Origin of the sequence: Paracoccus sp. 22332 (genome assembly GCF_052045125.1) — a bacterium.
GTDB classification, from domain to species: Bacteria; Pseudomonadota; Alphaproteobacteria; order Rhodobacterales; family Rhodobacteraceae; genus Paracoccus; species Paracoccus haematequi_A.
In genome coordinates this window covers 140,742-164,753 of sequence record NZ_JBQEOI010000008.1, presented here as the reverse complement: position 1 = coordinate 164,753, position 24,012 = coordinate 140,742, and the positions used below count along the sequence as shown (strand labels likewise).

Annotated in this window: 18 protein-coding genes; 13 read left to right on the top strand and 5 right to left on the bottom strand. The window is 68.7% G+C overall.

Features of this window, described 5'->3' with window-relative positions; translation table 11 throughout:
• Together ACTJI6_RS11705 and ACTJI6_RS11700 are read left to right on the top strand one after the other, a co-directional pair.
• Positions 1–2,918 (top strand): DUF7507 domain-containing protein (locus tag ACTJI6_RS11705; RefSeq protein WP_440800889.1); only part of this gene is annotated, 2,918 nt, incomplete at its 5' end.
• A 2-nt stretch (positions 2,919–2,920) separates the two neighbouring features.
• Positions 2,921–6,430 carry a hypothetical protein gene (locus ACTJI6_RS11700; RefSeq protein WP_440800888.1) on the top strand — a complete coding sequence of 1,170 codons (3,510 nt, stop codon included), beginning with the start codon at positions 2,921–2,923 and terminating at the stop codon, positions 6,428–6,430.
• Between the two features lie 309 nt (positions 6,431–6,739).
• Here ACTJI6_RS11700 and ACTJI6_RS11695 read toward each other — a convergent pair whose 3' ends face one another.
• Entirely contained in the window at positions 6,740–8,311 is a 1,572-nt protein-coding gene (locus ACTJI6_RS11695) for a DHA2 family efflux MFS transporter permease subunit (RefSeq protein WP_440800886.1), read from the bottom strand.
• Entirely contained in the window at positions 8,312–9,460 is a 1,149-nt protein-coding gene (locus ACTJI6_RS11690) for an HlyD family secretion protein (RefSeq protein WP_440800885.1), read from the bottom strand. It lies immediately after the preceding gene.
• 117 nt (positions 9,461–9,577) lie between these two features.
• Here ACTJI6_RS11690 and ACTJI6_RS11685 point away from each other — a divergent pair, with 117 nt between their 5' ends.
• The gene (locus ACTJI6_RS11685) at positions 9,578–10,243 is read left to right on the top strand and encodes a TetR/AcrR family transcriptional regulator (RefSeq protein WP_440800883.1); all 666 of its coding nucleotides are present in this window, start codon (positions 9,578–9,580) and stop codon (positions 10,241–10,243) included.
• Between the two features lie 6 nt (positions 10,244–10,249).
• On the opposite strand, the gene ACTJI6_RS11680 is transcribed toward ACTJI6_RS11685, so the two are convergent.
• Genes ACTJI6_RS11680 through ACTJI6_RS11670 form a run of 3 tightly spaced genes read right to left on the bottom strand, consistent with a single transcriptional unit; the run spans position 10,250 to position 13,322 of the window.
• Entirely contained in the window at positions 10,250–11,293 is a 1,044-nt protein-coding gene (locus ACTJI6_RS11680; RefSeq protein ID WP_126153152.1) for an HlyD family secretion protein, read from the bottom strand.
• Positions 11,290–12,897, bottom strand: a complete 1,608-nt coding sequence (locus tag ACTJI6_RS11675) for an MFS transporter (protein WP_440800882.1) — start codon at positions 12,895–12,897, stop codon at positions 11,290–11,292. Before ACTJI6_RS11675 ends, ACTJI6_RS11680 begins: the two co-directional genes overlap by 4 nt.
• Positions 12,894–13,322, bottom strand: a complete 429-nt coding sequence (locus tag ACTJI6_RS11670; RefSeq protein WP_440800880.1) for a MarR family winged helix-turn-helix transcriptional regulator — start codon at positions 13,320–13,322, stop codon at positions 12,894–12,896. Before ACTJI6_RS11670 ends, ACTJI6_RS11675 begins: the two co-directional genes overlap by 4 nt.
• Positions 13,323–13,531: 209 nt before the next feature.
• Here ACTJI6_RS11670 and ACTJI6_RS11665 point away from each other — a divergent pair, with 209 nt between their 5' ends.
• The 10 genes from ACTJI6_RS11665 (at position 13,532) to doeA (ending at position 24,011) form a co-directional block, all read left to right on the top strand.
• Positions 13,532–15,601: a catalase gene (locus tag ACTJI6_RS11665; protein ID WP_440800879.1), complete on the top strand. Its 2,070-nt coding sequence runs from the start codon at positions 13,532–13,534 to the stop codon at positions 15,599–15,601.
• Positions 15,602–15,698: 97 nt separating this feature from the next.
• Positions 15,699–17,084, top strand: a complete 1,386-nt coding sequence (locus ACTJI6_RS11660; protein WP_126153155.1) for a MocR-like ectoine utilization transcription factor EhuR — start codon at positions 15,699–15,701, stop codon at positions 17,082–17,084.
• Between the two features lie 93 nt (positions 17,085–17,177).
• Positions 17,178–17,963, top strand: a complete 786-nt coding sequence (gene ehuA / locus ACTJI6_RS11655; RefSeq protein WP_440800877.1) for an ectoine/hydroxyectoine ABC transporter ATP-binding protein EhuA — start codon at positions 17,178–17,180, stop codon at positions 17,961–17,963.
• 23 nt (positions 17,964–17,986) lie between these two features.
• Positions 17,987–18,808 carry an ectoine/hydroxyectoine ABC transporter substrate-binding protein EhuB gene (gene ehuB, locus ACTJI6_RS11650; protein WP_241232651.1) on the top strand — a complete coding sequence of 274 codons (822 nt, stop codon included), beginning with the start codon at positions 17,987–17,989 and terminating at the stop codon, positions 18,806–18,808.
• A 63-nt stretch (positions 18,809–18,871) separates the two neighbouring features.
• The gene (gene ehuC / locus ACTJI6_RS11645; protein WP_126153158.1) at positions 18,872–19,531 is read left to right on the top strand and encodes an ectoine/hydroxyectoine ABC transporter permease subunit EhuC; all 660 of its coding nucleotides are present in this window, start codon (positions 18,872–18,874) and stop codon (positions 19,529–19,531) included.
• On the top strand, positions 19,531–20,190 hold the full coding sequence (gene ehuD, locus ACTJI6_RS11640; RefSeq protein ID WP_440800876.1) for an ectoine/hydroxyectoine ABC transporter permease subunit EhuD: 660 nt from the start codon (positions 19,531–19,533) through the stop codon (positions 20,188–20,190). The genes ehuC and ehuD overlap by 1 nt, the downstream gene beginning before the upstream one ends.
• Entirely contained in the window at positions 20,187–20,915 is a 729-nt protein-coding gene (locus ACTJI6_RS11635; protein WP_440800875.1) for an ectoine utilization protein EutA, read from the top strand. Before ehuD ends, ACTJI6_RS11635 begins: the two co-directional genes overlap by 4 nt.
• Positions 20,912–21,853, top strand: a complete 942-nt coding sequence (eutB, locus tag ACTJI6_RS11630; protein WP_440800873.1) for a hydroxyectoine utilization dehydratase EutB — start codon at positions 20,912–20,914, stop codon at positions 21,851–21,853. The genes ACTJI6_RS11635 and eutB overlap by 4 nt, the downstream gene beginning before the upstream one ends.
• The gene (locus ACTJI6_RS11625; RefSeq protein ID WP_440800871.1) at positions 21,850–22,818 is read left to right on the top strand and encodes a cyclodeaminase; all 969 of its coding nucleotides are present in this window, start codon (positions 21,850–21,852) and stop codon (positions 22,816–22,818) included. Before eutB ends, ACTJI6_RS11625 begins: the two co-directional genes overlap by 4 nt.
• A gap of 11 nt (positions 22,819–22,829) precedes the next feature.
• Positions 22,830–24,011, top strand: coding sequence for an ectoine hydrolase DoeA (gene doeA / locus ACTJI6_RS11620; protein ID WP_440800869.1), 1,182 nt, complete (start codon positions 22,830–22,832; stop codon positions 24,009–24,011).
• Position 24,012 lies beyond the last annotated feature (1 nt).

Sequence of the window (24,012 nt, the reverse complement as noted above, 5' to 3'; positions counted from 1 at the left end):
TGGCCTCTCTGGCGCCGGGCGCGTCCCAGGTGCTGACGGCGAGCTATGATCTGACCCAGGCCGATCTGGACGCGGGTCAGGTCGAGAATACCGCGACGGCCGAAGGTGAGGCGCCGGATGGCGGCACGGTCGATGATGTTTCCGGCACGGACGCGACGAACGACGATCCGACCATCACCGGCCTGACGGCGCAGCCTGCGATCACCCTGGTCAAGGCGGCGGATGACAGCGGCATCTCGTCCCCCGCAGCGGTGGGCGACCCGATCACCTACAGCTTCACCGTGACCAATACCGGCAGCGTGACACTGAAGAATGTCGTGTTGACCGAATCGCTGGCCGGGGCGGTCGTGACCGGCGGCCCGATCGCCGCGCTGGCGCCGGGGGCGGTCGATACGGCCAGCTTCACCGCGACCTATCGCCTGACCCAGGCCGATATCGACGCGGGCGAGGTCAGGAACAGCGCCACCGTGACCGGCACGCCCGACAGCGGCGGCCCCGTCTCGGACGTTTCGGGCACGACCGCCGGGGATGACGCGCCGACCCTTGTCACCATCGCGCCCCAGACCGGGATCCGGCTGGTGAAGTCGCTGACCGGGGTCGAGGACAGCAACGGAAACGGCATTCAGGACATCGGCGATCTGGTCCGCTTCGGCTTTGAGGTGACCAATACCGGCAACGTCGCGCTGCGGGTCGAGACCATCGCGGATGCCACGGCCAGCGTGTCGGGCGGGCCGGTGACCATCGCGCCGGGCGCGACCAACCGGGGCAGCTTCACCGCCATCCATGTCCTGACGCAGGCGGACCTGGATCGCGGCCACGTGCAGAACAGCGCCACGGTCGAGGGCCTGGCGGTGCGTGGCGACGGCAGCCCGATCCTGGGCAGCGACGGCGTGCCGCTTCGGGCCAGCGACGTGTCGGATGCAGGGACGGATCCCGAAGGGGCGGCCGTCGGCGATCCGGCGGCGGTGGAGACCCCCGACGGCGCGGGCGCGCGCGACGGCGATCCGGGCAACGATCCGACCGTGGCGCTCTTGACCCGCACGGCGGCGGTCGAACTGATCAAGAGCTATCTCGACTTCACCGATGCCAACGGCAACGGCGTCGAGGATGCGGGCGATACGCTGCGCTTCGGCTTTGCCGTCACGAATACCGGCAATGTCGCGCTGCGGATCGACACCGTCGAGGATCCGCTGGCGGCGGTCGCGGGCGGACCCGTGACCCTGGCGCCGGGCGAAACCGACGCGGCGGCCTTTACCGCCACCTATCTGCTGACCGACGAGGACATGCAGCGCGGATATGTGCAGAATTCGGCCCGCGTCACCGGCCAGACGGTCACGGCGGACGGCACGCCGATCCGCGACGGCCAGACGCCGCTGCAGGCCGCCGATGTCTCGGACGCGGGCACCGATCCCGAAGGCGCGGCCCTGGACGATCCGCAGGCGGTGGAGACACCCGATGGCGAGGACCGCACCGACGGCGACGGGACCAACGATCCTACCGTGGTCAAGCTGGGCTGGCCCGAGATTCTGCTGAAGATCTCGATTCTCGACACGCCCGACAGCAACGGCAACGGCATTTTCGACGCGGGCGACCGGATCGTCTATGCCTTCACCGTGACCAATACCGGCAACGTCCTGCTGGAGAATGTCACCGTCGATCCGGCCAGCCTCAGCCTGGACCTGCCCGGATTCTCCTGTCAGCCGATCCGGCTTGACGTGGGCGAAAGCGCGGTGCTGACCTGCACCGGCAACCTCTATACCGTCACGCCCGAGGATGCGCGCCGCGGCACGATCAATCTGGCCGCAACCGCGACCGGCAGTTCCATCGCAGGCGTGCAGGCCTCGTCCGATCACGCGGTCGTCTCGCCCACGATGGAAGCGGGCGGGCTGACGCTGACCAAGACGGCAGATCGCAGCACCGCGCTGGCGGGCGATCTGGTCGGCTATGTGCTGGAGCTTGGCAACGACGCCTCGGGGATCGCCACGATCACCGATCTGGTCGACACGCTCCCTTCGGGCTTCAGCTATCGCTCGGGCAGCGGCACGGTCGGCGGCAGCAAGGTCGAGCCCGAGATCCAGGGCAACCGGCTGATCTGGCGCGACCTGCGGCTGGCGGCGGGGGAAACCCTGCGGGTGCGGATCGAGGTTCTGGTCGGCGGCGGCGTCGAGCCGGGCGCCTATGTGAACCGGGCGCAGGCCTTCAGCCCCGCCACCGGCCGGCCGGTGACGCCCGAGGCCACGGCCACCATCCGGGTCGAGGCCGATGCGGTCTTTGCCTGCGCGACGGTCATCGGCCGGGTCTTCGACGACCTCAACCACGACGGCTATTACAATGGCCAGCCGTCGCGGCAGAGCCTGCGTCCCGATCAGGGCAGGCTGCCCGCCGCCGAGGGGGCCGAACGGGGCCTGCCGGGCGTGCGGCTGGTGACGCCGAACGGGCTTGCGGTGACGACCGACCGGCATGGCCGCTTCAGTCTGCCCTGCGCCGCCCTGCCGCGCGACATCGGCGCCAACTTCATGCTGAAGCTGGACGAACGCACGCTGCCGCTGGGCTATCGGCTGACCTCGGAAAATCCGCGCGTGGTGCGGCTGACGCCGGGGATGCTGACGAAGATGAACTTCGGGGCCACCCTGTCGCAGGTCGTGCGCGTGGATCTGTCGGCGCGCGCCTTCGACGGCCGCGACCTGCGCCCCGAGCTTGAGGCGGGCCTGCGCCAGCTGGTCGGCCAGATCGCGTCGAAGCCTTCGGTGCTGCGGCTGGGCTACCAGCTGCAACCGGGCGAGGCGAAGGGCGATGCCCGGTCCCGGCTGCGCCAGGTCGAGGCGGCGCTGCGCCGGTTGTGGCCTGCGAACGGCCGCTTTGCCCTGAATGTCGAGACGGCCGTGGAAACCGCTCCGGCCCGTGCGCGGAACCAGTAAAGATGGCGAATTTTCCTATCATGAACCCGATTGCTTCCTTCCGTCTGACGGCCTGTTCCGCCCTGGCGCTGATCCTGTCGCTGCAATCCACGCTGGCGGATCCGGCCGGCAGCCGGGGCTGCGCGCTGATCCAGGGCGAGTTGCCCGGCGACTGCGCCCATGACAATGCGGGCACCGTCGTCTCGCGCGAGCTGCCGGCCAATGCCCGGCACGAACCGGCGGGCGACCTGGGGCCGCTGGGCTTCTCGATCTCGATCGAGGCGACCCCGGCCGAGCCGCGCCGAACCGTCGCGGGCGCGGCCCCCGCGCCCGACCGGCTGCGCGAGATGGACCAGGATCTGGACCGGCTGGGACTTAGGGTCAGCGTCGACGGGCTGGGCGCGCGGCCGATCCTGAACGTAGCGACTGCCGATCTGCGCAGCAGCTATGGTCCGGGGCAGGCGGTGGTGTTCCGAACCTCGTCGAACTATCCGGGCTGGATCGCGCGGGCGCAGGTGATCGTCATCGATCCCGACCGCCCCGGCCATCCGCTGGCGGTGCTGCCGGCATCGCCGAACGGGCTGACCGAATGGCGGATGCCCGCCGAGGGCCCGGAGGAGATGACCTATGTCCTGCGGGTCGAGGACCGCGAGGGACGGCGCGACGAGACCGTGCCCCTGCCGCTGCGGCGCGCCTCGGCCGTCCTGGACGGCGCGGATCTGACCGGCCCGATCATCGCGCCCGGCGAGGGCGAGGACCGCACCGCCCGGCGCGGCATCCCGGTCCATGGCGCGGTGGTCACGGTTTCGGGCGAGGATCTGCCCGCCGGGGGGCGGCTGACCGTGCTGGGCGAACCGGCGATCCCCGATGCCGGCGGCCGCTTCGTGCTGCAACGCATCCTGCCGCCGGGCGAACATGACCTGCGCATCGCGATGGGCGACCAGGCCCAGACCCGCCACGTCACCGTCCCGCAGCGCGAGCTGTTCGCGACCGGCATCGCCGAGATCACCCTGGGTCGCGACCAGGTCAGCGACGAGACCTGGCGCTATGGCCGGGTGGCGGGCTTCGTCCAGGGCGTGCTGGCCGACGGGACCAAGGTGACGGCCTCGGTCGATACCCGCGATACCGAACTGCGCGACATGTTCCGCCATGTGACGCGGCGCTTCCCCGACCAGGTGCTGCGCCAGATCGAGGACCGCGACGTCTGGGTCACGACCGGCGACGACAGCACGGTCGAGAACCTGGCGCCGACCTCGGGGCGGCTGTTCGTGCGGCTGGAAAACGACCAGAGCTATGCGATGTGGGGCGATTTCCGCCCCGAGGGCGATCTGGACCGGATGGTGCGCAGTGACCGCACACTCTACGGCGCTTCCGCCGGGTGGCGTTCGGCCGAGACGGCCGCCGATGGCAGTCCACGGCAGAAGATCGGCGCCTATGCGGCCTCGACCGACCGGCTGAGCCAGCGCGACGTGTTCCGCGGCACCGGCGGCAGCGCCTATTTCCTGTCCCACCGCGACATCGAGGCGGGAACCGAAACGCTGCTGGTCGAAATCCGCGACCGGGTCTCGAACACCATCGTGTCGTCCCGCCGCCTGGTCGAGGGGCGGGACTATCGCATCGACTATGTGCAGGGCGTGGTGATCCTGAACGCGCCCTTGTCGCCCTCGGCGGGCGGTCCGGGGCTGGTCAGCGACAGCGCCCTGGGGGACCAACTGGTCAACCTGGTCGCGCAATACGACTATGTCCCGGCGAACGGCGCGGATTCCAGCGACAGCTATGGCGCGCGGGCCGAAAGCTGGGTCACGCCGCGTCTGCGCTTTGGCGCCACGCTGGCGCAGGAAGGGGCAGGGGGCGCCGACAACCGCCTGGGCGGTGCCGACCTGCTGTGGAAGCGCAGCGAGGACAGCTGGTTCTCGGCCGAACTGGCCGAGAGCGAGGGACCGGGCCTGGGCCAGGCCCTGTCTCTGACCGGCGGGCTGGATCTGGATCCGGCCAGCCCCACGGCGGGCGTCAAGGGGCTGCGCGCCAGGGGGATGCATGTCGAGGGGCGGCTGGATCTGGCCGAAATCGGCGGCGCGGGCCATGTCACCGCCTTCTGGGATCGCCGGGACGAAGGCTTCGTCTCGCCCGACTGGAACGTGACGGTGGGCCAGCGCAGCGGCGGTCTGGACGGCCGGGTCGAGATCGGCGGCGCGACTGCCCTGACCTTCGGCGCCACCCGGTTCCGCGACGATGCGGGCAAGCGCGACGACCGCGAACGCATCGGCATCGACCACTGGCTGAGCGGCGCCTGGCAGGTCGAGGCCGAGATCGCGCATCGCGACCTGGCCAATCCCACGGCCTTGGTCCAGGGAGAGAACGGCAAGTCCACCGACGCTGCCCTGCGCCTGACCTGGCATCGCGACGATGATCTGTCGGCCTGGGTCTTCGGGCAGGCGAACCTGTCGCGGTCTGGCGATGTGCTGCGCGACGACCGGGTGGGGATCGGCGCCGAGGCCGCGGTCACAGATCGGCTCAGCGCGCTGTCCGAAGTGTCGGACGGCACCCAGGGCGTCGCCGGGCGGCTGGAACTGGCCTGGGCCAAGGATGCCGCCACGACCTATACGCTGGGCTGGCGCGAAGATCCGACGCAGATCGACAACCTCGCCAGCGGCGAGCGGCGCGGCCTGACCTTCGGCGCGCAGCGGCAGGTCAACGACCGCTGGGCCTATACGACCGAGACGATCCGCAGCGGCGTCACCAGCCGCCGGTCGCTGGCTTCCAGCTATGGCGTCAGCTACACGCCGGACGAACGCTGGCGCCATGATGTCGGGGTGGTCACCGGCCGGACGCTGGAACAGGACGGCAGCCGGATGCGGCGCACCGGCCTGTCGCTGGGCACCCAGTTCTCGAACGGCGAGGATCAGGCAGCCAGCCTGCGCGGCGAATGGCGGCGCGAACGGTCGGACGACGCGCTGCAACCGATCCGCCGCAAGACCTGGATGGTCACGGGCGAGGACGACCTGCGCGACGGCCGCTATATCGAGGCGATGCTGGGCTACGCCTATCGCCCGGTCCATGACGACCGGCTGAACGCGCTGTTCAGCTATACCTATCTGGAGGATCTGCCGGGGGCCGATCAGGTCAATATCGACGGCGAGACGGACGGGCCGCGCCAGCGCAGCCATATCCTGAACGCGGCCTTCAGCTATGACCTGGACCAGCGGTGGACGCTGGGCGGCAAGTACGGCTTCCGCACCCGCCAGCAGGCCGACCGGGACGATTCGGATTTCACCCGTTCCACCGCGCATCTGGCGGCGCTGCGGGCCGATTACCACATCGTGCATCGCTGGGACGCCATGGCCGAGATCCGCGCCTTCCACGCGCCCCGCGCCGAGATGACCGAATATGGCGCGCTGCTGGCCGTCTATCGCGAGGTAACGCCCCATGCCCGGTTGGGGGTGGGCTATGCCTGGGGCGGCATCTCGGACGACCTGCGCAAGATCGAACCGGCCAAGCGGGGGATCTTCGTGAACCTGATCGGCAAGTTCTGACCCCCCTTAAGCAGGCCGCGACGCCGTTCCGTCGGCGCTGCGGCCTGCAACTTCTCGCCCCGGCCCCCGGCGGCCTGGGGCCACTGGGTTTCGTCGTGCTGGTCGCGCCGACATCCGGCAGGGCTGTGGCGGGGACCGGATTGCCGGCTGATCCTGCCATTCGCGGCGCTTCGCGGACGGGTGCCGGGCGCGACCATCTGGCCCCAAGCCGGGACGCGGCGCCGCGAATTGCTGGACCGAGGGCCGGGTGCCGCCCACCGGGCAGGGGCAAGGCTGACCTGATGCAGGGGCGATCCGGGCTGAGGCCTCTCAGTGCCCGCCGCCGCCCGCCGCCCCGCAGGCGGGGGGCTTCATCGCCAGGGCCATCACGGCAAGGCCCACGAACAGCATCGTCAGCAGGGTGAACACGTCGATGAAGGACATGATCGTGGCCTGTTGCGCCACCCGCCCCGCCATCTGCGCCAGGGCGCCGTCAACGGGCAGACCGTGGCTGGCCAGGTTGCGCTGCATCATCTCAAGCTGGCTCAGCGCCTGCGGGTTGGCCCAGGTCACGGATTCGTCCAGTCGGGCGGTGTGCAGCGCGCGGCGGTCGGTCAGCACGGTGTTGATCATCGCCAGCCCGACCGCGCCGCCCAGGTTGCGCATCAGGTTGTAAAGCCCGGACGCGCCCTTCATCTTGGCGGGCGGCAGCGTGCCCAGAGCCAGATTGTTGATCGGAACCATGCAGATCATCAGCGACAAGCCGCGCAGCACCTGCGGCCAGAACAGTTCCTGAAAGTCCCAATCGGCGGTCATGCCGGTCAGCATCCAGGACGAAATCCCGAAGCCGACGAAGCCGCACAGCAGCATCAGGCGCAGATCCATCCTCGACGCCAGGATCCCGGCCAGCGGCGCCGACACGAACATCGCCAGCCCCGAGACGAACACCGTCTCGCCGATCATCAGGCTGTCATAGCCCCGGATCGCCGAGAGATAGAGCGGATAGAGATAGGTCATCCCGTAAAGCCCGATCCCCATCACGAAGGAAAACACCGATCCGACCGCGAAATTGGTGTTCGCGAAGGCCGAGAAATCCACCAGCGGCTCGTCGCGGGTGAAGGCGCGCCAGAAGGTGACGATGCCGCCCAGGACCATCACCACGAACAGGATCGCCACGGCCTCGTCCTGGAACCAGTCGTTGCCAGGCCCTTCCTCCAGCACGAATTCCATCGCGCCCAGAAAGGCCGCCAGGGCGACCAGGCCGGTCCAGTCGAACTTGCCCCACAACGACCATTCCGGCTTGTCGAAATCCACAAGCGCCAGAACGCCCAGGGTGACGGCGATCCCGGCGGGGACGTTGACCAGGAACAGCCAGTGCCAGGACAGCGCATGGCTGAGATATCCGCCCACCGTCGGCCCCACGGTCGGGGCCAGCGTCGCCACCAGCCCGATCATGGGCGAGACGACGTTGCGCTTCGCAGGCGGAAAGATCGTGAAGGCGGCGGCAAACACGGACGGGATCATGCCGCCGCCCAGAAACCCCTGGACGCCGCGCCACAGGATCATCTCGTCGATGGACGACGAGGTGGCGCACAGGAAGGACGCTGCCGTGAACCCCGCCGCCGAAATGGCGAACAGGTATCGCGTCGACATCATCCGGCCCAGGAATCCCGACAGCGGGATCATCACCACCTCGGCGATCAGATATGAGGTCTGCACCCAGGAGATTTCGTCCGAGGAGGCGCCCAGCCCCGCCTGGATTTCCGGCAGCGATGCCGAGACGATCTGGATGTCCAGGATCGCCATGAACATGCCGAAGACCATGATGAAGAAGGCGGCGACCCGGCGCGGCGTCAGTTCGGGCGCGGCAGCCTGATCGGCAGGGGCGGCGGGGGCGGCCATCTATCCGGCGGCGGCCAGGGCCGCGTCGGGGCCGGTGCGGGTGTCGATCTCGACCTCGACCGACAGGCCCGCGCGCAGGCCGGGCGTGCCTTCGGGCAGTTCGATCCGAACCGGCACGCGCTGCACGATCTTGGTGAAATTGCCGGTCGCGTTCTCGGCCGGCAGCAGGGAAAACACCGCGCCGGTGGCAGGGGCGACCGACACCACGCGGCCCTCGATCGCGGGGCCGTCGAAGGCATCGACGGACAGGTGGGCGGTCTGGCCCGCGCGAACCTCGGCCAGTTGGGTTTCCTTCAGGTTGGCCTCGACATAGAGGCCCCGGTCGGGGACCACCGCCGCCAGCCGCGCGCCCGCGCTGACCAGTTCGCCCTGCTTGATGGCGATGTTGGCGACGGTGCCGTCAAAGGGCGCGCGCAGCGTGGTGAAATCCAGATCGCGCTGCGCCTGCGCCACGGTCAGTTCCAGGGCGCGGCGGGTCGCCCCTGCCTCGGCCCGCTGGGCCTTCAGCACCTCGACCTGGGCAAGGGCGCCCGCGATGGCGGCATTCGCGGCGTTGCGGTTTGCTTCGGCCGTGGCCAGGGATTCGTTGGCGTCGTCAAGATCCGCCTGCGATGTCACGCGCCGCCCCGCCAGATCGCGCGCCCGTTCGGCCGAGGCGCGCGCGGCCGTCAGCACCGCGTCGGATGCGGCAAGCTGGGCCTTCGCCTGATCCACGCCGCTTTCCGCCGCAGCGACCTGCGCGTCGATCCGCGCCAGCGTGCTGGACAGTTCGGCCAGCCGGGCCTGCGCCTGTTCCAGGGCGATGCGGTGATCGCCGTCGTCGATGCGCAGCAGCACCTCGCCCGCCCGGACATGCTGGTTCGCCGAAACCGGAATATCGGCGACATAGCCGGTGATCTTGGCCGAGATCAGCGACAGATCCGCCTGCACATAGGCATCGTCGGTCGAAACCAGGAACCGCCCCTGGGACCACCAGTGCCAGCCCTCGTATCCCCCCGCCAGCAGGGCTGCCGCCGCCAGCCCGCCCAGGATCCGCATCTTGCGGCCCTTCTGGGCAGCGGCTTGGGCCTTGGGGGATTCCGAACCGGGCGTGTCGGCGTCGGGCGGGGTTACGGGCCGGGTGGCCTCGGGACGTTCGTGGCGTGACACTGATGCTCACCCTGCGCTGGGGACATCGAACCATCCGGTTCGAAGCGCCGAAATAACCCGTCGCCGCGCGGTTTTCAATATTCCATCGAACCCCCCGGTTCGATTAAAATCGGAATCATGACAGACGATCCGCGCCGACCTGACGACACCCCCCCACGCCGCCACGCCGCCGGAGAGGATCCGCAGAAGCGCGACCAGATCCTGGCGGGGGCCTGGCAGGAATTCATGGCCAAGGGCTTTGACGCCGCCACGATGAACGGCATCTGCCGCGCGGCGGGCGTGTCCAAGGGGACGCTGTATGTCTATTTCCGCAACAAGGAGGATCTGTTCGTGGCCCTGGTCGAACACCGCCGGGTCCAGATCTCTGAACAGCTGCGCGCCGCCCTTGCCGTCCCCGGCGGGATCGAGGCGCGGCTGACCGCCTATGCCGCCGCGATCATCCGAATGCTGACCTCGGCCGAGGTGCTGCGGTCGCAGCGGATCGTGGTGGCGATGGCCGAACGGATGCCAGACCTGGCGCGCCGCTTCTATGACGCCGGAGCGCGCCAGGTGCTGAACGGCCTGGGCCGCTGGCTGACCGAGGCCGAGGAGGCGGGCCTTCTGCGCATCCCCGATGCCGAACGCGCGGCCCACCAGTTCGTGGAACTGGCCACGGCGGGGGTCTGGCGACAATATCTGTTCGGCCTGCGCAGCGATCCTCCCCGTCAAGGGGAAATCGACGCGCTTGCGGCGGATGCCGTGCGGATCTTCATGGCGGCCCACCGTTCCCCGCCCGCGGGTTAGGGGGCGTCATCGCCCCGCCTGGGCGGTATCCACGTGGACGACCACCGACATGCCGGGGCGCAGGTATTCGGCCATCTGCTGGCCGGGGTCGATGGCGATGCGCACCGGCAGGCGCTGCGCGATCTTGGTGAAGTTTCCGGTCGCGTTGGTGCCCGCCAGCAGGCTGTATTCCGATGCCGTCGCGGGCGAGAAGGAATCGACCCGTCCGGTAAAGGCGCGGTCCTGCATGGCATCGACGGTAAAGCGTACCGGCTCGTCCGGGCGCAGGCCGGTCAGGTGGGTTTCCTGGAAATTGGCGATGATCCAGATTTCGGTCCCGACATGGGACACAAGCGCGGTGCCCGGCGTCACATATTGCCCGACCCGGACCGAGACCTGCCCCAGATGCCCGTCCGAGGGCGCGCGGATGACGGTGTTGTCCAGGTCGATCTGCGCCAGTTCGACGGCCGCCTGAGCGCTGGCGATGTCGGCGCGGCGCGATTGCAGGGCTACGCGGGCGGATTTCACCGCCTCGGTCTGCACGTCCAGTTGCGCCTGGGTCTGGGCGACGGCGGCCTGGGCCTGCTGCAAGGCCAGTTCAGACTGATCGGCCGAGGATTGCGAGGCCACGCCGCGCGTGCGCAGCGCCTGCGCGCGGTCCCAGCTGGTCTGCGCCGTGGCCAGGGCCGATCGGGCCGATTCCGTCGCCGCCTCGCTGGCCCGCGCCGCAGCCTGGGCCGAGGCGACGCCCTGGGTCGCCACCTGCAACGCGGCCTGGGCGGCGGCCAGTTGCGCCTGGGCCTGGGCCAGCTTCTGCCGGGCGATGCGGTCGTCGATGCGCGCGATCACCTCGCCCGCCTTCACGGGTTGGAAATCGGTGACCTCGACGGCGCTGACATAGCCGGCGACCTGCGGGGCGACCGTCGTGACCTTGCCCCGGATATAGGCGTTCTCGGTCGTCGGTTGGGACGGCTGGAACGGGGGCAGGTGCCAGGCGAACAGCAGCAGCAGGACGCCTGCCGCGCCGATGACCAGGGCGATGACGGTGGGGATCAGGTTTTCTTTTTTCATGGGTTCGGGTCCGGTTTGGGCGCCATCCGCAGGGCCAGCCGGTCGCGCAGCAGGTGCAGGACTAGGGCCGAGGCGGCCGCAAGGGCGATCAGCGCCGTCAGGGCATAGGCGTCGTTATAGGCCATCACCCAGGATTGGGCGGACGCCTCTTGCGCGACCTGCTGGACGGCCTGCGCCCGGCGCGCGGCGGCATCGGGGATCGCCGCCGTCAGCGCCGCGGCGGCGCCGGCGATGGCCTGGAGGGTGACGGGATCGCTGGCGGCAAGCTGTTCGGTCAGGGTCGCGTAATGGGCGGCCTGGCGGTGGTTGATGAAGGTCGTGAACAGCCCCGACCCCAGCACTCCGCCCAGCGACTGGGTCGAGATGAAGACGATCACGAAGGACAGCAGGTATTGCGGCCCGCGCGCCAGGGCCTGGACCAGGCCCGCCATCATCGCGGGCGGCAGGAACAGCATTCCGGCAAATCCGATCAGCGCCTGGCTAACGATCATCTGCTGGGGCCGGGTGTCGATGGTGGCCTGCGCATCCATGAACGCCCCCGCCGCGATCAGCAGCAGCGCCGTCAGGTGCAGCGCGGGCACGCGGTTGGGGCGCATCCAGGCCACGCAGGCCAGCCCGCCCAGCAGGCTGGCCGCGACGATGACCGCGAACAGCCCCGTCATCTGCGCGGGCGCCACGCCAAGCGCCTGGAACATGCGCGGCGCGCCCGCGCTTTGTTCCGACAGGATCAGCCGGAACAGGAACAGCGTCGCGGTCAGGTGCAGCATCGCCGGGCTGACCAGCCAGCGGATGTCCAGAAGCGGCGCGGCGCGGTTCAGTTCCAGCGCGACCGCCACGGCCAGCGATCCGGCCGATGCCGCCAGCAGCATCCCGATCCAGGCCGCGTCGGTCCAGGAGTGGATCGGCCCCATGACGAAGCCGATGGTCAGCCCGGCGAAGCCGAAGCCGATCAGCGCGAAGCTGACGAAATCCAGCGCCTGGATCACCTTCTGATGCGGCACCGGGCGCAGCGGCAGGCGGAACACCAGCATCAGCGACACCATCGCCATGCCAAGCGCGGTCAGATGCACCCCGGTCAGCCCGCCGTCGCCGATCAGCGCGGGCGACACCACGCGCGCCAGGGTCGGCCCCGACATCATCACGGCCATCGCGGCGGGCAGGCCCAGGCGCATCTTCCAGTGCTGGGGCAGGGGTTCCAGCATGTACAGAAAGGCCAGCGTGGACAGAGGCGCGGCCGCCGCGCCCGACAATGTCTGGACCACCACCGCCGACCGGAAATCGCTGATCCAGACCGAGGCGAAGGCCACCACCACATAGGCGATGATCCCCAGTTCGGCGAAACGGCGCAGGCCGTACTGGGTGCGGATCTTGATCAGCAGCAGGGGCAGGGATGCGCGCGGGATCATGTAGGCCGCGACCAGCCAACTGGCCTGGGTGGTGGTCGTGCCCAGGTCGCCCGCAAACTGTGGAATGTTGGCCGACACGAAGCCCTGGCCCAGCCCCTGGGACAGGGCCAGCATCACGGACGCGCCCATATAGGCCAGGGCGCGGGGCACGGGCAGCGGCGGGTGGACCACCGGCGGCGGGGGCGCGGCATCCGTCATGGGCGGTCCAGCCGGGCGATATTGGCGGCGATGCGGTCCAGGACGGATTGCGCCACGGCCAGATCCTCGGCCGGGATGCCTGCCACCAGATCGGCCCGCATCCGGCGGGTGAAATCGACGATGCCGCTGTCCTGGCCGCGCGGGGTCAGGAACAGGGCGTTCTTGCGCCCGTCGCCCTGGGCCGGGCGGCGTTCCACGAAACCGGCCCGTTCCAGGGCGTCGATCTGGCGCTTCAGCGTCGGCGCCTCGATGTCGAGGGCGGCGGCCAGTTCGGCCTGCGTGGCCCCGTCCATCCGCGACAGCGTGGTCAGCGCGCGGGCGCGCGACAGGGTCAGGCCCATGGCCTCGGCCCGCGCGTCATAGCTGCGGCGCAGCAGCCGCATCAGTTGCAGCAGGGTGTCGAAGAAATGTGAGGATTGCGGCATGGCCAGGTTCCGATTATTCGTTAGCTAGCTAATGACATGGACCGCCGCCGTCAAGGACGGGCGCCCGTTCGGCCGGGTCTTCATCAAAGATCAATCGGGCAGGGGCCGCGCAGATCTGCCGCGCGGCAAAAAACGCCCGGCGCCGCGAACAATGCGGCCCGCCGCGCGTTACCTCGCCATAGTCACGAATTTCCAAGCGAGCGAGCATCATGTCAGCCAAGGACTATACCACCGAGACCGGCAGCGGCGGAGAGCTTCACCAGAAGGCTGGGGGCGACGTGCCGCCGCTGACCACGCAGGTCGGCACGCCGGTTTCCGACGACCAGAACAGCCTGCGGGTGGGGCGTCGCGGCCCGACCCTGATCGAGGACCAGGCCTTCCGCGAAAAGATTTTCCATTTCGATCATGAACGAATCCCGGAACGGGTCGTCCATGCTAGGGGCTATGGCGCGCACGGCTATTTCGAGACCTATGAAAGCCTGTCCGACATCACGGCGGCCGACATCTTCCAGCGCGCCGGGGAAAGGACCGAGGTGTTCGTGCGGTTTTCCACCGTGGCGGGAAACAAGGGGTCGATGGATCTGGCGCGCGACGTGCGCGGCTTCGCGGTCAAGTTCTATACCAAGGAAGGCAACTGGGATCTGGTCGGCAACAACATCCCGGTGTTCTTCATCCAGGACGCGATCAAGTTTCCCGATCTGGTCCACGCCGCCAAGCAGGAACCCGACAGCGATTTCCCGCAGGCCCAGACGGCGCATGACAACTTCTGGGACTTCATCTCGCTGATGCCGGAATCCATGCACATGATCATGTGGATCATGTCCGACCGGGCGATCCCCCGGTCGTTCCGCTTCATGCAGGGCTTCGGCGTCCATTCCTTCCGCTTCGTGAACGCGGCGGGCGAGGCGCGGTTCGTCAAGTTCCACTGGAAGCCCAAGCAGGGCTTGCAATCCGTGCTGTGGGACGAGGCGCTGCGCATCAACGGCGCCGATCCCGATTTCCACCGCCGCGACCTGTGGACCGCCATCCAGTCTGGCGATTATCCCGAATGGGAACTGGGCGTGCAGGTCTTCGACGACGCCTTTGCCGACCAGTTCGATTTCGACGTCTTGGACGCCACCAAGATCATCCCCGAGGAGATCCTGCCGGTCCGCCCTATCGGCCGGATGGTCCTGAACCGGATGCCCGACAACTTCTTCGCCGAGACGGAGCAGGTCGCCTTCCAGACCGGCAACATCGTCCCCGGAATCGATTTTTCCGAAGATCCGCTGCTGCAAGGGCGGAACTTCAGTTATCTGGACACGCAGTTGAAGCGGCTGGGCAGCCCCAATTTCAACCATATCCCGATCAACGCGCCGCGCTGTCCGTTCCACCACTTCCAGCAGGATGGCCACATGGCCATGCACAATCCGCGCGGGCGCGCGAATTACGAACCGAACAGTTGGGGCGGCGACCAAGGCGGCCCGCGCGAGGTCGCGCAGGGTGGCATCCGCGCGGTGCCGGTTGCCTATAGCGGTGAAAAGGCGCGGATCCGGTCGGAAACCTTCGCCGACCATTACTCGCAGGCCCGGCAGTTCTATATCAGCCAGACCCCGGTCGAGCAGAAGCACATGGCCGACGCGCTGACCTTCGAATTGTCGAAGGTCAAGACCAAGCCGATCCGGCTGCGGATGCTGGCCCATCTGCTGAACATCCATGAGGATCTGGCCCAGGCGGTGGCGGCGGGCCTTGGCGTCAAGGACATGCCCGCGCCCGCCCAGCCCGCCGTTCCGCCCCGCACCGACCTGCCGGAAAGCCCGGCCCTGTCGATCCTGAAGAACGGTCCCGACAGTTTCGCGGGCCGCAAGATCGGCATGTTGCTGACCGACGGATCGGACGTGGCCCAGGTCAAGGCCATCGTCGATGCCGCTCAGGCCGAAGGCGCGATGGTGCAGTTCATCGGCCCGATCGCGGGCAGCGTGGTTCTGTCGGACGGCACCGAACTGGACCTGGACGAGATGGTCGAGGGTGCGCCTTCGGCGGTCTTCGACGCCGTGGCGATCCTGCCGTCCGACGATCAGGCCGAGATGCTGGCCAGGATGGCCGCCGCCCGCGATTTCGCCGCCACCACCTGGGCGCATTACAAGTTCGCGGCCTTCAACGACGCGGCGCGCGTGCTGTTCGCCAAGGCCGGGCTGCCGCAGGAACTGGACGAAGGCTTCATCCCGGCCTCGGACGCCAAGGGCTTCATCGCCGCCTGCCGCGACCTGCGCTTCTGGGGACGCAAGAACGCAGCCTGACCGGCCACTCTACGAACGGCTGCGGCGGGCGGGCATGGTCAGCCCGCCGCATTCCGGCGGCCCTTGCCATTCGTCTGGATTGTCCCGATAGTGAATCATGACAATCTGGCGCCCCGACCCCCTGGCCTTGTATCGCCCCGCCTATCTGTCCCTGGCCGAGCAATATGCCCGCGCCATCCGGGACGGGCAGCTTCCCGCAGGATCGCGCCTGCCGCCGCAGCGCAAGCTGGCCGACGATCTGGGGCTGTCGGTGCAGACCGTCTCGCGTGCGTATGAGGATCTGATCCGGCGCGGGCTGGTGGTGGGCGAGGTGGGGCGCGGATCCTTCGTCCTGCCCGCCGGATCCGAGAATTCGCCCCCGTATCTGGCCGAACGGCCGGGCGGGCTGGTCGATCTGTCGATCTTGAAGCCGGTGACCGGGCGGATGCATGTCGACATCTTCCGCGAAGGTCTGCACTGGGTGGCCGAGAACCTGACCGCGCCCGCCGCCCTGTCGTTCCGGCCGAATTCAGTCCTGCCGCAGCATCGCCGGGTGGCGGCTGACTGGCTGCGGCGCGGCGGCCTGGACGTGGCGCCCGACTGCATCACCCTGACCGACGGCGCGACCTCGGCCATCACCACCGCGGTGATGAGCGCGGTTCCCCCCGGCGGCACGCTGGCGGCGGCGGCGCTGACCCATCATCTGCTGATGCCGCTGTGCAAATACCTGGGCCTGCATCTGGAAGGCCTGCCGGTGGACCATGACGGCATCGTCCCCGAGGCCCTGGACCATCTGGCCCGCAAGGGCAGCCTGCGCGCCCTGTATATGCAGCCTTCCGCGATCAATCCGATGGCGATCATGACCAGCCTCGACCGCCGCGCCGAACTGGTTCAGATCGCCCGCCGCCACGACCTGCTGATCATCGAAAACGACATGCTGAACACGCTGATCCAGGATCGCCCGCCGCCCATGGCGGTGCTGGCGCCGGAACGTGTGCTGCATATCCAGGGCTTCACCAAGACCACCCTGCCGGGCTTGCGCATCGGCTGGCTGGTGTCGCCGTCGCGCCTGGCCCCGATCGCCGCGAACCGGCATCTGGTCACGAACTGGATGGCGACGCCCGCGATGGTCGAACTGCTCAGCCATTGGATCAGCGACGGCACGGTGGACCGGCTGATGTCCTGGCAACGGGACGCGCTGCGCGAACGCCACGCCATCGCGAGAGAGGTTCTGGGATCCGCGCCCTTTCACGCCCATCCGCAAAGCCTGCATGTCTGGCTGGAACTGCCCCCCGGCCGCGACGAGGAGGAATTCGTGGCCCAGGCAAGGCAGCGGGGTGTGGCGGTCGCCTCGGGACGGGCATTCCGGCTGGACGAACGCGGGCGGCGGGACGCGGTGCGAATCGCCCTGGGTTCCACCGGAGCCGAGGATCTGCGGCGCGGATTGCGGCTGGTCGTGGAAACCCTGGGCAGCAATGCCGAGCCGGTTCTGACGCTGGTTTAGGCAAAGCGCCCCGAATAATTGTCATGATATTATTTTGTGATTGACCTGATATAATCCCGCTGCAAAGTTCCGCTGTGACAGCACGGGGAACGCATGGACCAACCGATCATCCGAATCCAGAACCTGCAAAAGTCCTTCGGTACGCTGAAGGTCATCGACGGGCTGAACTTCGACGTGATGAAGGGCGAGAAGCTGGCCCTGATCGGCCCGTCGGGATCGGGCAAGACCACCATCCTGCGCATCCTGATGACGCTGGAGGATATTTCCGGCGGCCGGATCGAAATCAACGGAGAGCCGCTGTATCACATGACCAAAGGCGGCGCCGAGGTGCCTGCGGACGAGGCGCATCTGCACAAGATGCGCCGCCATGTCGGGATGGTGTTCCAGCACTTCAACCTGTTTCCGCACAAGACCGTCTTGCAGAACATCACCCTTGCCCCGGTCCTGACCCAGGGCGTCGGCCGCGCGGCGGCCGAGTCCCGTGCCCGCGAATTGCTGGACATGGTGGGTCTGGCCGACAAGGCCGCCTATATGCCCAGCCAGCTTTCCGGGGGCCAGAAGCAGCGCGTGGCCATCGCCCGCGCCCTTGCCTTGCAGCCGCAGATCATGCTGTTCGACGAAGTGACGTCGGCCCTGGACCCCGAACTGGTCGAGGAGGTGCTGGAGGTGATGCAGCGTCTTGCGCGGGAAACCGACATGACCATGCTGCTGGTCACGCACGAGATGGGCTTTGCCCATGACTTCGCCGACCGGGTTCTGTTCTTCGACAAGGGCCGGATCGTCGAACAAGGCCCGCCCGACCAGATCTTCACCGCGCCGCAAGAGGACCGGACGAAGTCCTTCCTGCGCAAGATCATCGCCGCCGGACAGCGCGTGTGATGGACACCCAACAGGAGAAAGCCATGAAAACCACCCTGATCGCCGCCCTGCTGCTGGCGGCCCCGCTGCCCGCGCTGGCGGACAAGCTGGACGACCTGAAGGAAGCGGGCACCGCCCGCATCGCCATCGGCAACGAGCCGCCCTTCACCGCCATCGGCGCCGACGGCAAGGTTTCGGGCGCCGCGCCCGACGTGGCCCGCGCGGTCTTCGCGGCGTTGGGCGTGGCCGATCTGGAAGCCTCGATCCTGGATTACGGCGCCATGATCCCCAGCCTTCAGGCGGGCCGTGTCGATGCGATCACGGCGGGTCTGTTCATGAAGCCCGAACGCTGCGACGCGGTGGCCTATTCCGAACCGATCCTCTGCGATGCCGAGGCGCTGCTGCTGCCCAAGGGCAACCCCAAGGGCTTCAAGTCCTATGCCGATTTCGCCAACGATCCCGAAGCCCGTCTGGGCGCGCCCGGCGGCGGAACCGAGGAGAAGCTGGCCCTGGACGCGGGCGTGCCGCGCGACCGGCTGGTCGTGGTGCCCGATGCGCAATCGGGGCTGAAGATGGTGCAGGACGGCCGCATCGACGCCTATTCGCTGCCGGTTCTGTCGCTGAATGACCTGCTGGCGAAATCCGGCGACGCCAGCCTGGAGGTCGTGGCCCCGGTCCAGGGGGCGCCGGTCTATTGCGACGGCGCGGCCTTTAACAAGCGCGACACCGCGCTGCGCGACGCCTTCGACGTGGAACTGGCCAAGCTGAAGGAATCGGGCGAATTCGCCAGGATCATCGAACCCTACGGTTTCTCGGCCGAGGCGGCGATCTCGACCAACCGCGAGGCGCTTTGCGCGCAGCAGTGACGTGACGGGGGCGGGGCGCGGCCCCGCCCGATCATCCGACAGCAGAAAGGCAGGCATCAGCGCATGGGCGACTGGTCTGGATATCTGACGCTTATCCTTCAGGGGGCATGGGTCACCGTCAAGCTGACGCTGATGGGATCCGCGCTGGCGCTGGTGGTGGCCTTCATCGCCGGGCTGGGCCGCATCTCGGGCCACGCCGCCCTGCGCTGGCTGGCGACCGGATATATCGAATTCTTCCGGGGCACCTCGATCTTCGTGCAGCTGTTCTGGATCTATTTCGTGCTGCCGATGACCGGGCTGTGGGCGCCGACGCCGATGCAGGCGGGCGTCCTGGCGCTGGGCCTGAACGTGGGCGCCTATGGGGCCGAGGTGGTGCGCGGCGCCATCCTGGCCGTGCCGCGCGACCAGTACGAGGCCTGCACCGCCGTCAACCTGACCCGCTTCCAGCGGATGCGCCACATCATCCTGCCCCAGGCGCTGCCGCTGATGCTGCCGACCTTCGGCAACAACGCCATCGAACTGCTGAAGGCCACGTCGGTCGTGTCGTTGATCTCGTTGGCCGACATGACCTTCCAGGCGCAGGTGGTGCGGTCCCAGACCGGCAACACGCTGCTGCCCTTCGTCACGATCCTGCTGCTGTATTTCGCGATGTCCTCGGTGATTTCCTTCGCCATCCGCCGGTACGAGCGGCGCGTGACGCGCGGCCTGGACGGGGTGCGCTGATGGAATGGGATTGGGAATTCGCCGCCTCGATCATGCCGCAACTGCTGGCGGGGTTCAGGATCACGCTGATCGCCACCGCGCTTGGCGCCGTGGTCGCCGCCGTGCTGGGGCTGGTCTTTGCCATCCTGCGCCGGTCGCGGAATCGGATCCTGTCGCGCGGCACGGGCTTCGTGGTGGAATTCATCCGCGGCACGCCGCTGCTGGTGCAGCTTTACTTCATCTTCTACGTCCTGCCCGATCTGGGCATCCGCCTGCCCGCGCTGACGGCGGGGGTGATCGGCATGGGCCTGCATTACGCGACCTATGCGTCCGAGGTGTATCGCGGCGGGATCGAGGCCGTGTCGCGCGGTCAGTGGGAGGCCGCGAAGGCCACCAACCTGAACGCCCGCCAGACCTGGATCCACGTCATCCTGCCGCAGGCGGTGCCGCCGATGATCCCGGCCATGGCGAATTACCTGCTGGCGATGTTCAAGGAAACGCCGCTTCTGTCGGCCATCACCGTGCTGGAACTGATGAACCAGGCCCGGTCGGTCGCCAACAGCTCCTATCGCTATGTCGAGCCGATGACCCTGGTCGGGGTGATGTTCCTGATCGTCAGCGTGATCTCGGTCATCGGGCTGCGCTGGCTGGAACGGCGCTATGGCGGGGTGGGGAAATGACCGTGGTTCTGGACGACCGTCCCCTGCCGCATCGCCTGGGCCTGGTGACGCTGGCCACCGACCACACGACCGAGGTCGACTTCGCCGCCCTGCCGCCGCATGGCATCGGCGTCTATGCCACCCGGATTCCCTTCGCCAACCCGGTCACGCCCGAAACGCTGGCCGCGATGGCGGGCGACGTGACGCGGGCGGCGGCGCTGATCCTGCCGGATCAGGAACTGGACGCGGTGGTCTACAGCTGCACCTCGGCATCGGTGGTCATCGGCGACGACAAGGTGCGCGCTGCGATCGCGGCGGGCAAGCCGGGGGCGGCGGCGATCACACCGATCTCGGCCGGGTTCGCGGCGCTGCGGGCGCTTGGCGCGGACCGGATCACGCTGCTGACCCCCTATGACGCCCAGACGACCCGGCCGATGGCCGAGTGTTTCGAGGCGGGCGGCTTTGCGCTGCAAGCGGTGTCCTGCCTGGGCCTGACCGACGACCGCGACATGGCCCGCATCAGCCACGCCAGCATCGTCGAGGCCGCGCGGGCGGCCGTTGCCCCCGGCAGCCAGGCGCTGTTCGTGGCCTGCACCGCCGTCCGCGCCGCCGGGATCATCGACCGGATCGAAAACGCCGTGGGCATCCCCGTCGTCTCGGCCAATTCCGCGACGCTGTGGACCGCCGCGCGCGCCTGCGGCGTTGTGGGCGCCCTTGCCCCCGGCCAGTTGATGAGGCTGCCATGACGCTGGACGACATCCGGGCCGCCGCCGCCCGCCTTCGGGGCCATGTCGCGGAAACGCCATTGGTGCCCGACGAGGCGCTGTCGGCGCGGCTGGGCCATCCGGTCCTGATGAAATGCGAATACCGCCAGCCGACCGGCGCCTTCAAGCTGCGCGGCGCGACCAACGCGATCCTGTCGCTGCCCGCCGGGGTGCGGGGGGTGGTCACGGCCTCGACCGGGAACCATGGCCGGGCGCTGGCCCATGCGGCCCGCGCGCTTGGCGTGCCTGCCACGGTCTGCCTGTCGCGGCTGGTGCCCGCGAACCAGGTCCAGGCGATCCGCCACCTGGGCGGCCTGGTGCGGATCGTCGGCGACAGCCAGGACCAGGCCATGGCCGAGGTCGCGCGCCTGGTGGCCCAGGACGGCCTGACCCAGATCCCGCCCTTCGACCACCCCGATGTGGTCGCGGGCCAGGGCACCATCGGGTTGGAGATCGGGATGCCCGAGGCCGTGCTGGTGCCGCTGTCCGGCGGCGGGCTGGCGGCGGGGATCGCGGTGGCGATCAAGGCGGTCTCGCCCGCGACCCGCGTGATCGGCCTGACGATGGAGAACGGCGCGGCCATGGCCGCCAGCCTGCGCGCGGGCCGCCCCGTCGAGGTGGCCGAGGTCGCGACCCTGGCCGATAGCCTGGGCGGCGGCATCGGGCTGGACAACCGCGTCACCTTCCCCCTGTGCCGCGATCTTCTGGACGATGCGATCCTGCTGACCGAGGCGGAAATCGCCGCCGCCATCCGCCATCTGGGCCGCGCCGGCCATGTGGTCGAGGGCGCGGCGGCGGTCGGCCATGCCGCGCTGCTGGCCGGGAAATTCGTGCCTCGGGGTCCGACCGTCACCATCCTGTCCGGCGGCAATATCGACCCCGCCCAGCACGCCCGCCTGATGCAGGAGGACGCCGCATGAGACCGCCCGTGAAGATCCTGACGGAATCCGACCTGCGCGCCCTGATGCCCCTGGATACCGGGGCCGTGGCCTGCATCCGCGACGCCTTCCTGGCGCTGGCGACGAAACCCGTCGCCATGCCGCCGATCCTGCGGCTGGACATCCCCGAACACCGGGGCGAGGTCGATGTGAAGACCGCCTATGTCCCCGGTCTGTCGCATGTCGCGATCAAGATCTCGCCCGGCTTCTTCGGCAATCCGGTGCTTGGCCTGCCGTCCACCAACGGCATGATGGTGGTGCTGTCGGCCAAGACCGGCCTGGTCGAGGCGCTGCTGCTGGACAACGGCTGGCTGACGGATGTGCGCACCGCCGCCGCGGGGGCGGTCGCCGCCGATGCGCTGGCGCGGGCCGATGCGGCCACCGCCGCGATCCTGGGCGCCGGGATGCAGGCGCGGATGCAGTTGCAGGCGCTGACGCTGGTTCGCCCGCTGACCCGCGCCACCGTCTGGGCGCGCGATCCGGCAAAGGCGCGGGCCTTCGCCCAGGACATGACCGCCGCGCTGTCGATCCCCGTGACCGCCGCCGTCTCGGTCGAGGATGCCGTGCGCGATGCCGGGATCGTCGTGACCACCACGCCCGCGGAAAGCCCGATCCTGCACCGGGTCGCGCCGGGCACCCATGTCACCGCCATGGGGTCGGACGCGCCGCACAAGAACGAGATCGCCCCGGACCTGATGCGGGCCGCGCATTACGTCGCCGACCGCCTGTCCCAGACCCGCACGCTGGGCGAATTGCGCCATGCCGGACTGGACGGCGATTTGCCCGAACTGGGACAGATCCTGGCCGGATCGGCCCCCGGCAGGACCAGCCCGGATCAGATCACCCTGGCCGACCTGACCGGCACCGGCATCCAGGACACCGCCATCGCCACCCTTGCCCTGGCCCGCGCGGCCCAGGCGGGGGCAGGCCACGACTTCACCCTCTGAAAGCAACCCCCATGACAGATGTCGCATTGAAATTCACCCGCGAGGAATACGCGCAACGCCTCGTCAAGACCCGCCGGGCGATGGAGGCCGGTGGCGTCGACCTGCTGATCGTCACCGATCCGTCCAACATGAACTGGCTGACCGGCTATGACGGCTGGTCCTTCTATGTCCATCAATGCGTGGTCGTGCCCCCGGACGGAGAGCCGATCTTCTTCGGGCGCGGCATGGATGCCGTGGGGGCGCGCTTCACCGCCTATCTGAACGACGCCAACATCATCGGCTATCCCGACGATTATGTGCAGAACACCCAGAAGCATCCCATGGACCTGCTGTCGCAGATCCTGACGGACAAGGGCTGGGGCGCGAAACGCATCGGCGTCGAGATGGACAATTACTGGTTCACCGCCGCCGCCTTCGCCGCCCTGCAAAAGCACCTGCCCAACGCGACGTTCAGCGACACGACCGGGCTGGTGAACTGGCAGCGCGCGGTGAAATCCCCGACCGAGCTGGACTATATGCGCAAGGCCGGTGCCATCGTGACGAAGATGCACGAACGCATCTTCGAGAAGATCGAGCCGGGGATGCGCAAATGCGACCTGGTGGCCGAGATCTATGACGCGGGCATCCGCGGCACCGAGGGCTTCGGCGGGGATTACCCGGCCATCGTGCCGCTGCTGCCCTCGGGGCGCGAGGCCGCGGCGTCGCACCTGACCTGGGACGACCGGCCGATGCGCGCGGGCGAGGGGACGTTCTTCGAGATCGCGGGCTGCTATAACCGCTATCACGCGCCGCTGTCGCGGACGGTGTTCCTGGGCAAGCCCACCCAGGTGTTTCTTGACGGCGAAAAGGCCGTGCTGGAAGGCATGGAGGCCGGGCTGGAGGCCGCGCGTCCCGGCAATACCTGCGAACAGTTCGCGGGCGCCTTCTTCGCGGTGCTGAAGAAATACGGCATCGTCAAGGACGGCCGCACCGGATACGGCATCGGCGTCAGCTATCCCCCCGACTGGGGCGAACGCACCATGTCGCTGCGTCCGGGCGACACCACCGTGCTGCAACCCGGCATGACGTTCCACTTCATGACCGGCCTCTGGTCCGAGGACATGGGGCTGGAGATCACCGAAAGCATCGCCATCACCGAGGGCGCGCCGGAACTGCTGGCCTCGGTCCCGCGCAAGCTGTTCGTGAAGGACTAGG

Bases quoted from the DNA above. Each gene is read 5' to 3' on its own strand.
- ACTJI6_RS11700 (WP_440800888.1), top strand. From the start codon at position 2,921: ATGGCGAATTTTCCTATCATGAACCCGATTGCTTCCTTCCGTCTGACG.
- ACTJI6_RS11695 (WP_440800886.1), bottom strand. From the start codon at position 8,311: ATGGCCGCCCCCGCCGCCCCTGCCGATCAGGCTGCCGCGCCCGAACTG.
- ACTJI6_RS11685 (WP_440800883.1), top strand. From the start codon at position 9,578: ATGACAGACGATCCGCGCCGACCTGACGACACCCCCCCACGCCGCCAC.
- ACTJI6_RS11680 (WP_126153152.1), bottom strand. From the start codon at position 11,293: ATGAAAAAAGAAAACCTGATCCCCACCGTCATCGCCCTGGTCATCGGC.
- ACTJI6_RS11675 (WP_440800882.1), bottom strand. From the start codon at position 12,897: ATGACGGATGCCGCGCCCCCGCCGCCGGTGGTCCACCCGCCGCTGCCC.
- ACTJI6_RS11670 (WP_440800880.1), bottom strand. From the start codon at position 13,322: ATGCCGCAATCCTCACATTTCTTCGACACCCTGCTGCAACTGATGCGG.
- ACTJI6_RS11665 (WP_440800879.1), top strand. From the start codon at position 13,532: ATGTCAGCCAAGGACTATACCACCGAGACCGGCAGCGGCGGAGAGCTT.
- ACTJI6_RS11660 (WP_126153155.1), top strand. From the start codon at position 15,699: ATGACAATCTGGCGCCCCGACCCCCTGGCCTTGTATCGCCCCGCCTAT.
- ehuA (WP_440800877.1), top strand. From the start codon at position 17,178: ATGGACCAACCGATCATCCGAATCCAGAACCTGCAAAAGTCCTTCGGT.
- ehuB (WP_241232651.1), top strand. From the start codon at position 17,987: ATGAAAACCACCCTGATCGCCGCCCTGCTGCTGGCGGCCCCGCTGCCC.
- ehuC (WP_126153158.1), top strand. From the start codon at position 18,872: ATGGGCGACTGGTCTGGATATCTGACGCTTATCCTTCAGGGGGCATGG.
- ehuD (WP_440800876.1), top strand. From the start codon at position 19,531: ATGGAATGGGATTGGGAATTCGCCGCCTCGATCATGCCGCAACTGCTG.
- ACTJI6_RS11635 (WP_440800875.1), top strand. From the start codon at position 20,187: ATGACCGTGGTTCTGGACGACCGTCCCCTGCCGCATCGCCTGGGCCTG.
- eutB (WP_440800873.1), top strand. From the start codon at position 20,912: ATGACGCTGGACGACATCCGGGCCGCCGCCGCCCGCCTTCGGGGCCAT.
- ACTJI6_RS11625 (WP_440800871.1), top strand. From the start codon at position 21,850: ATGAGACCGCCCGTGAAGATCCTGACGGAATCCGACCTGCGCGCCCTG.
- doeA (WP_440800869.1), top strand. From the start codon at position 22,830: ATGACAGATGTCGCATTGAAATTCACCCGCGAGGAATACGCGCAACGC.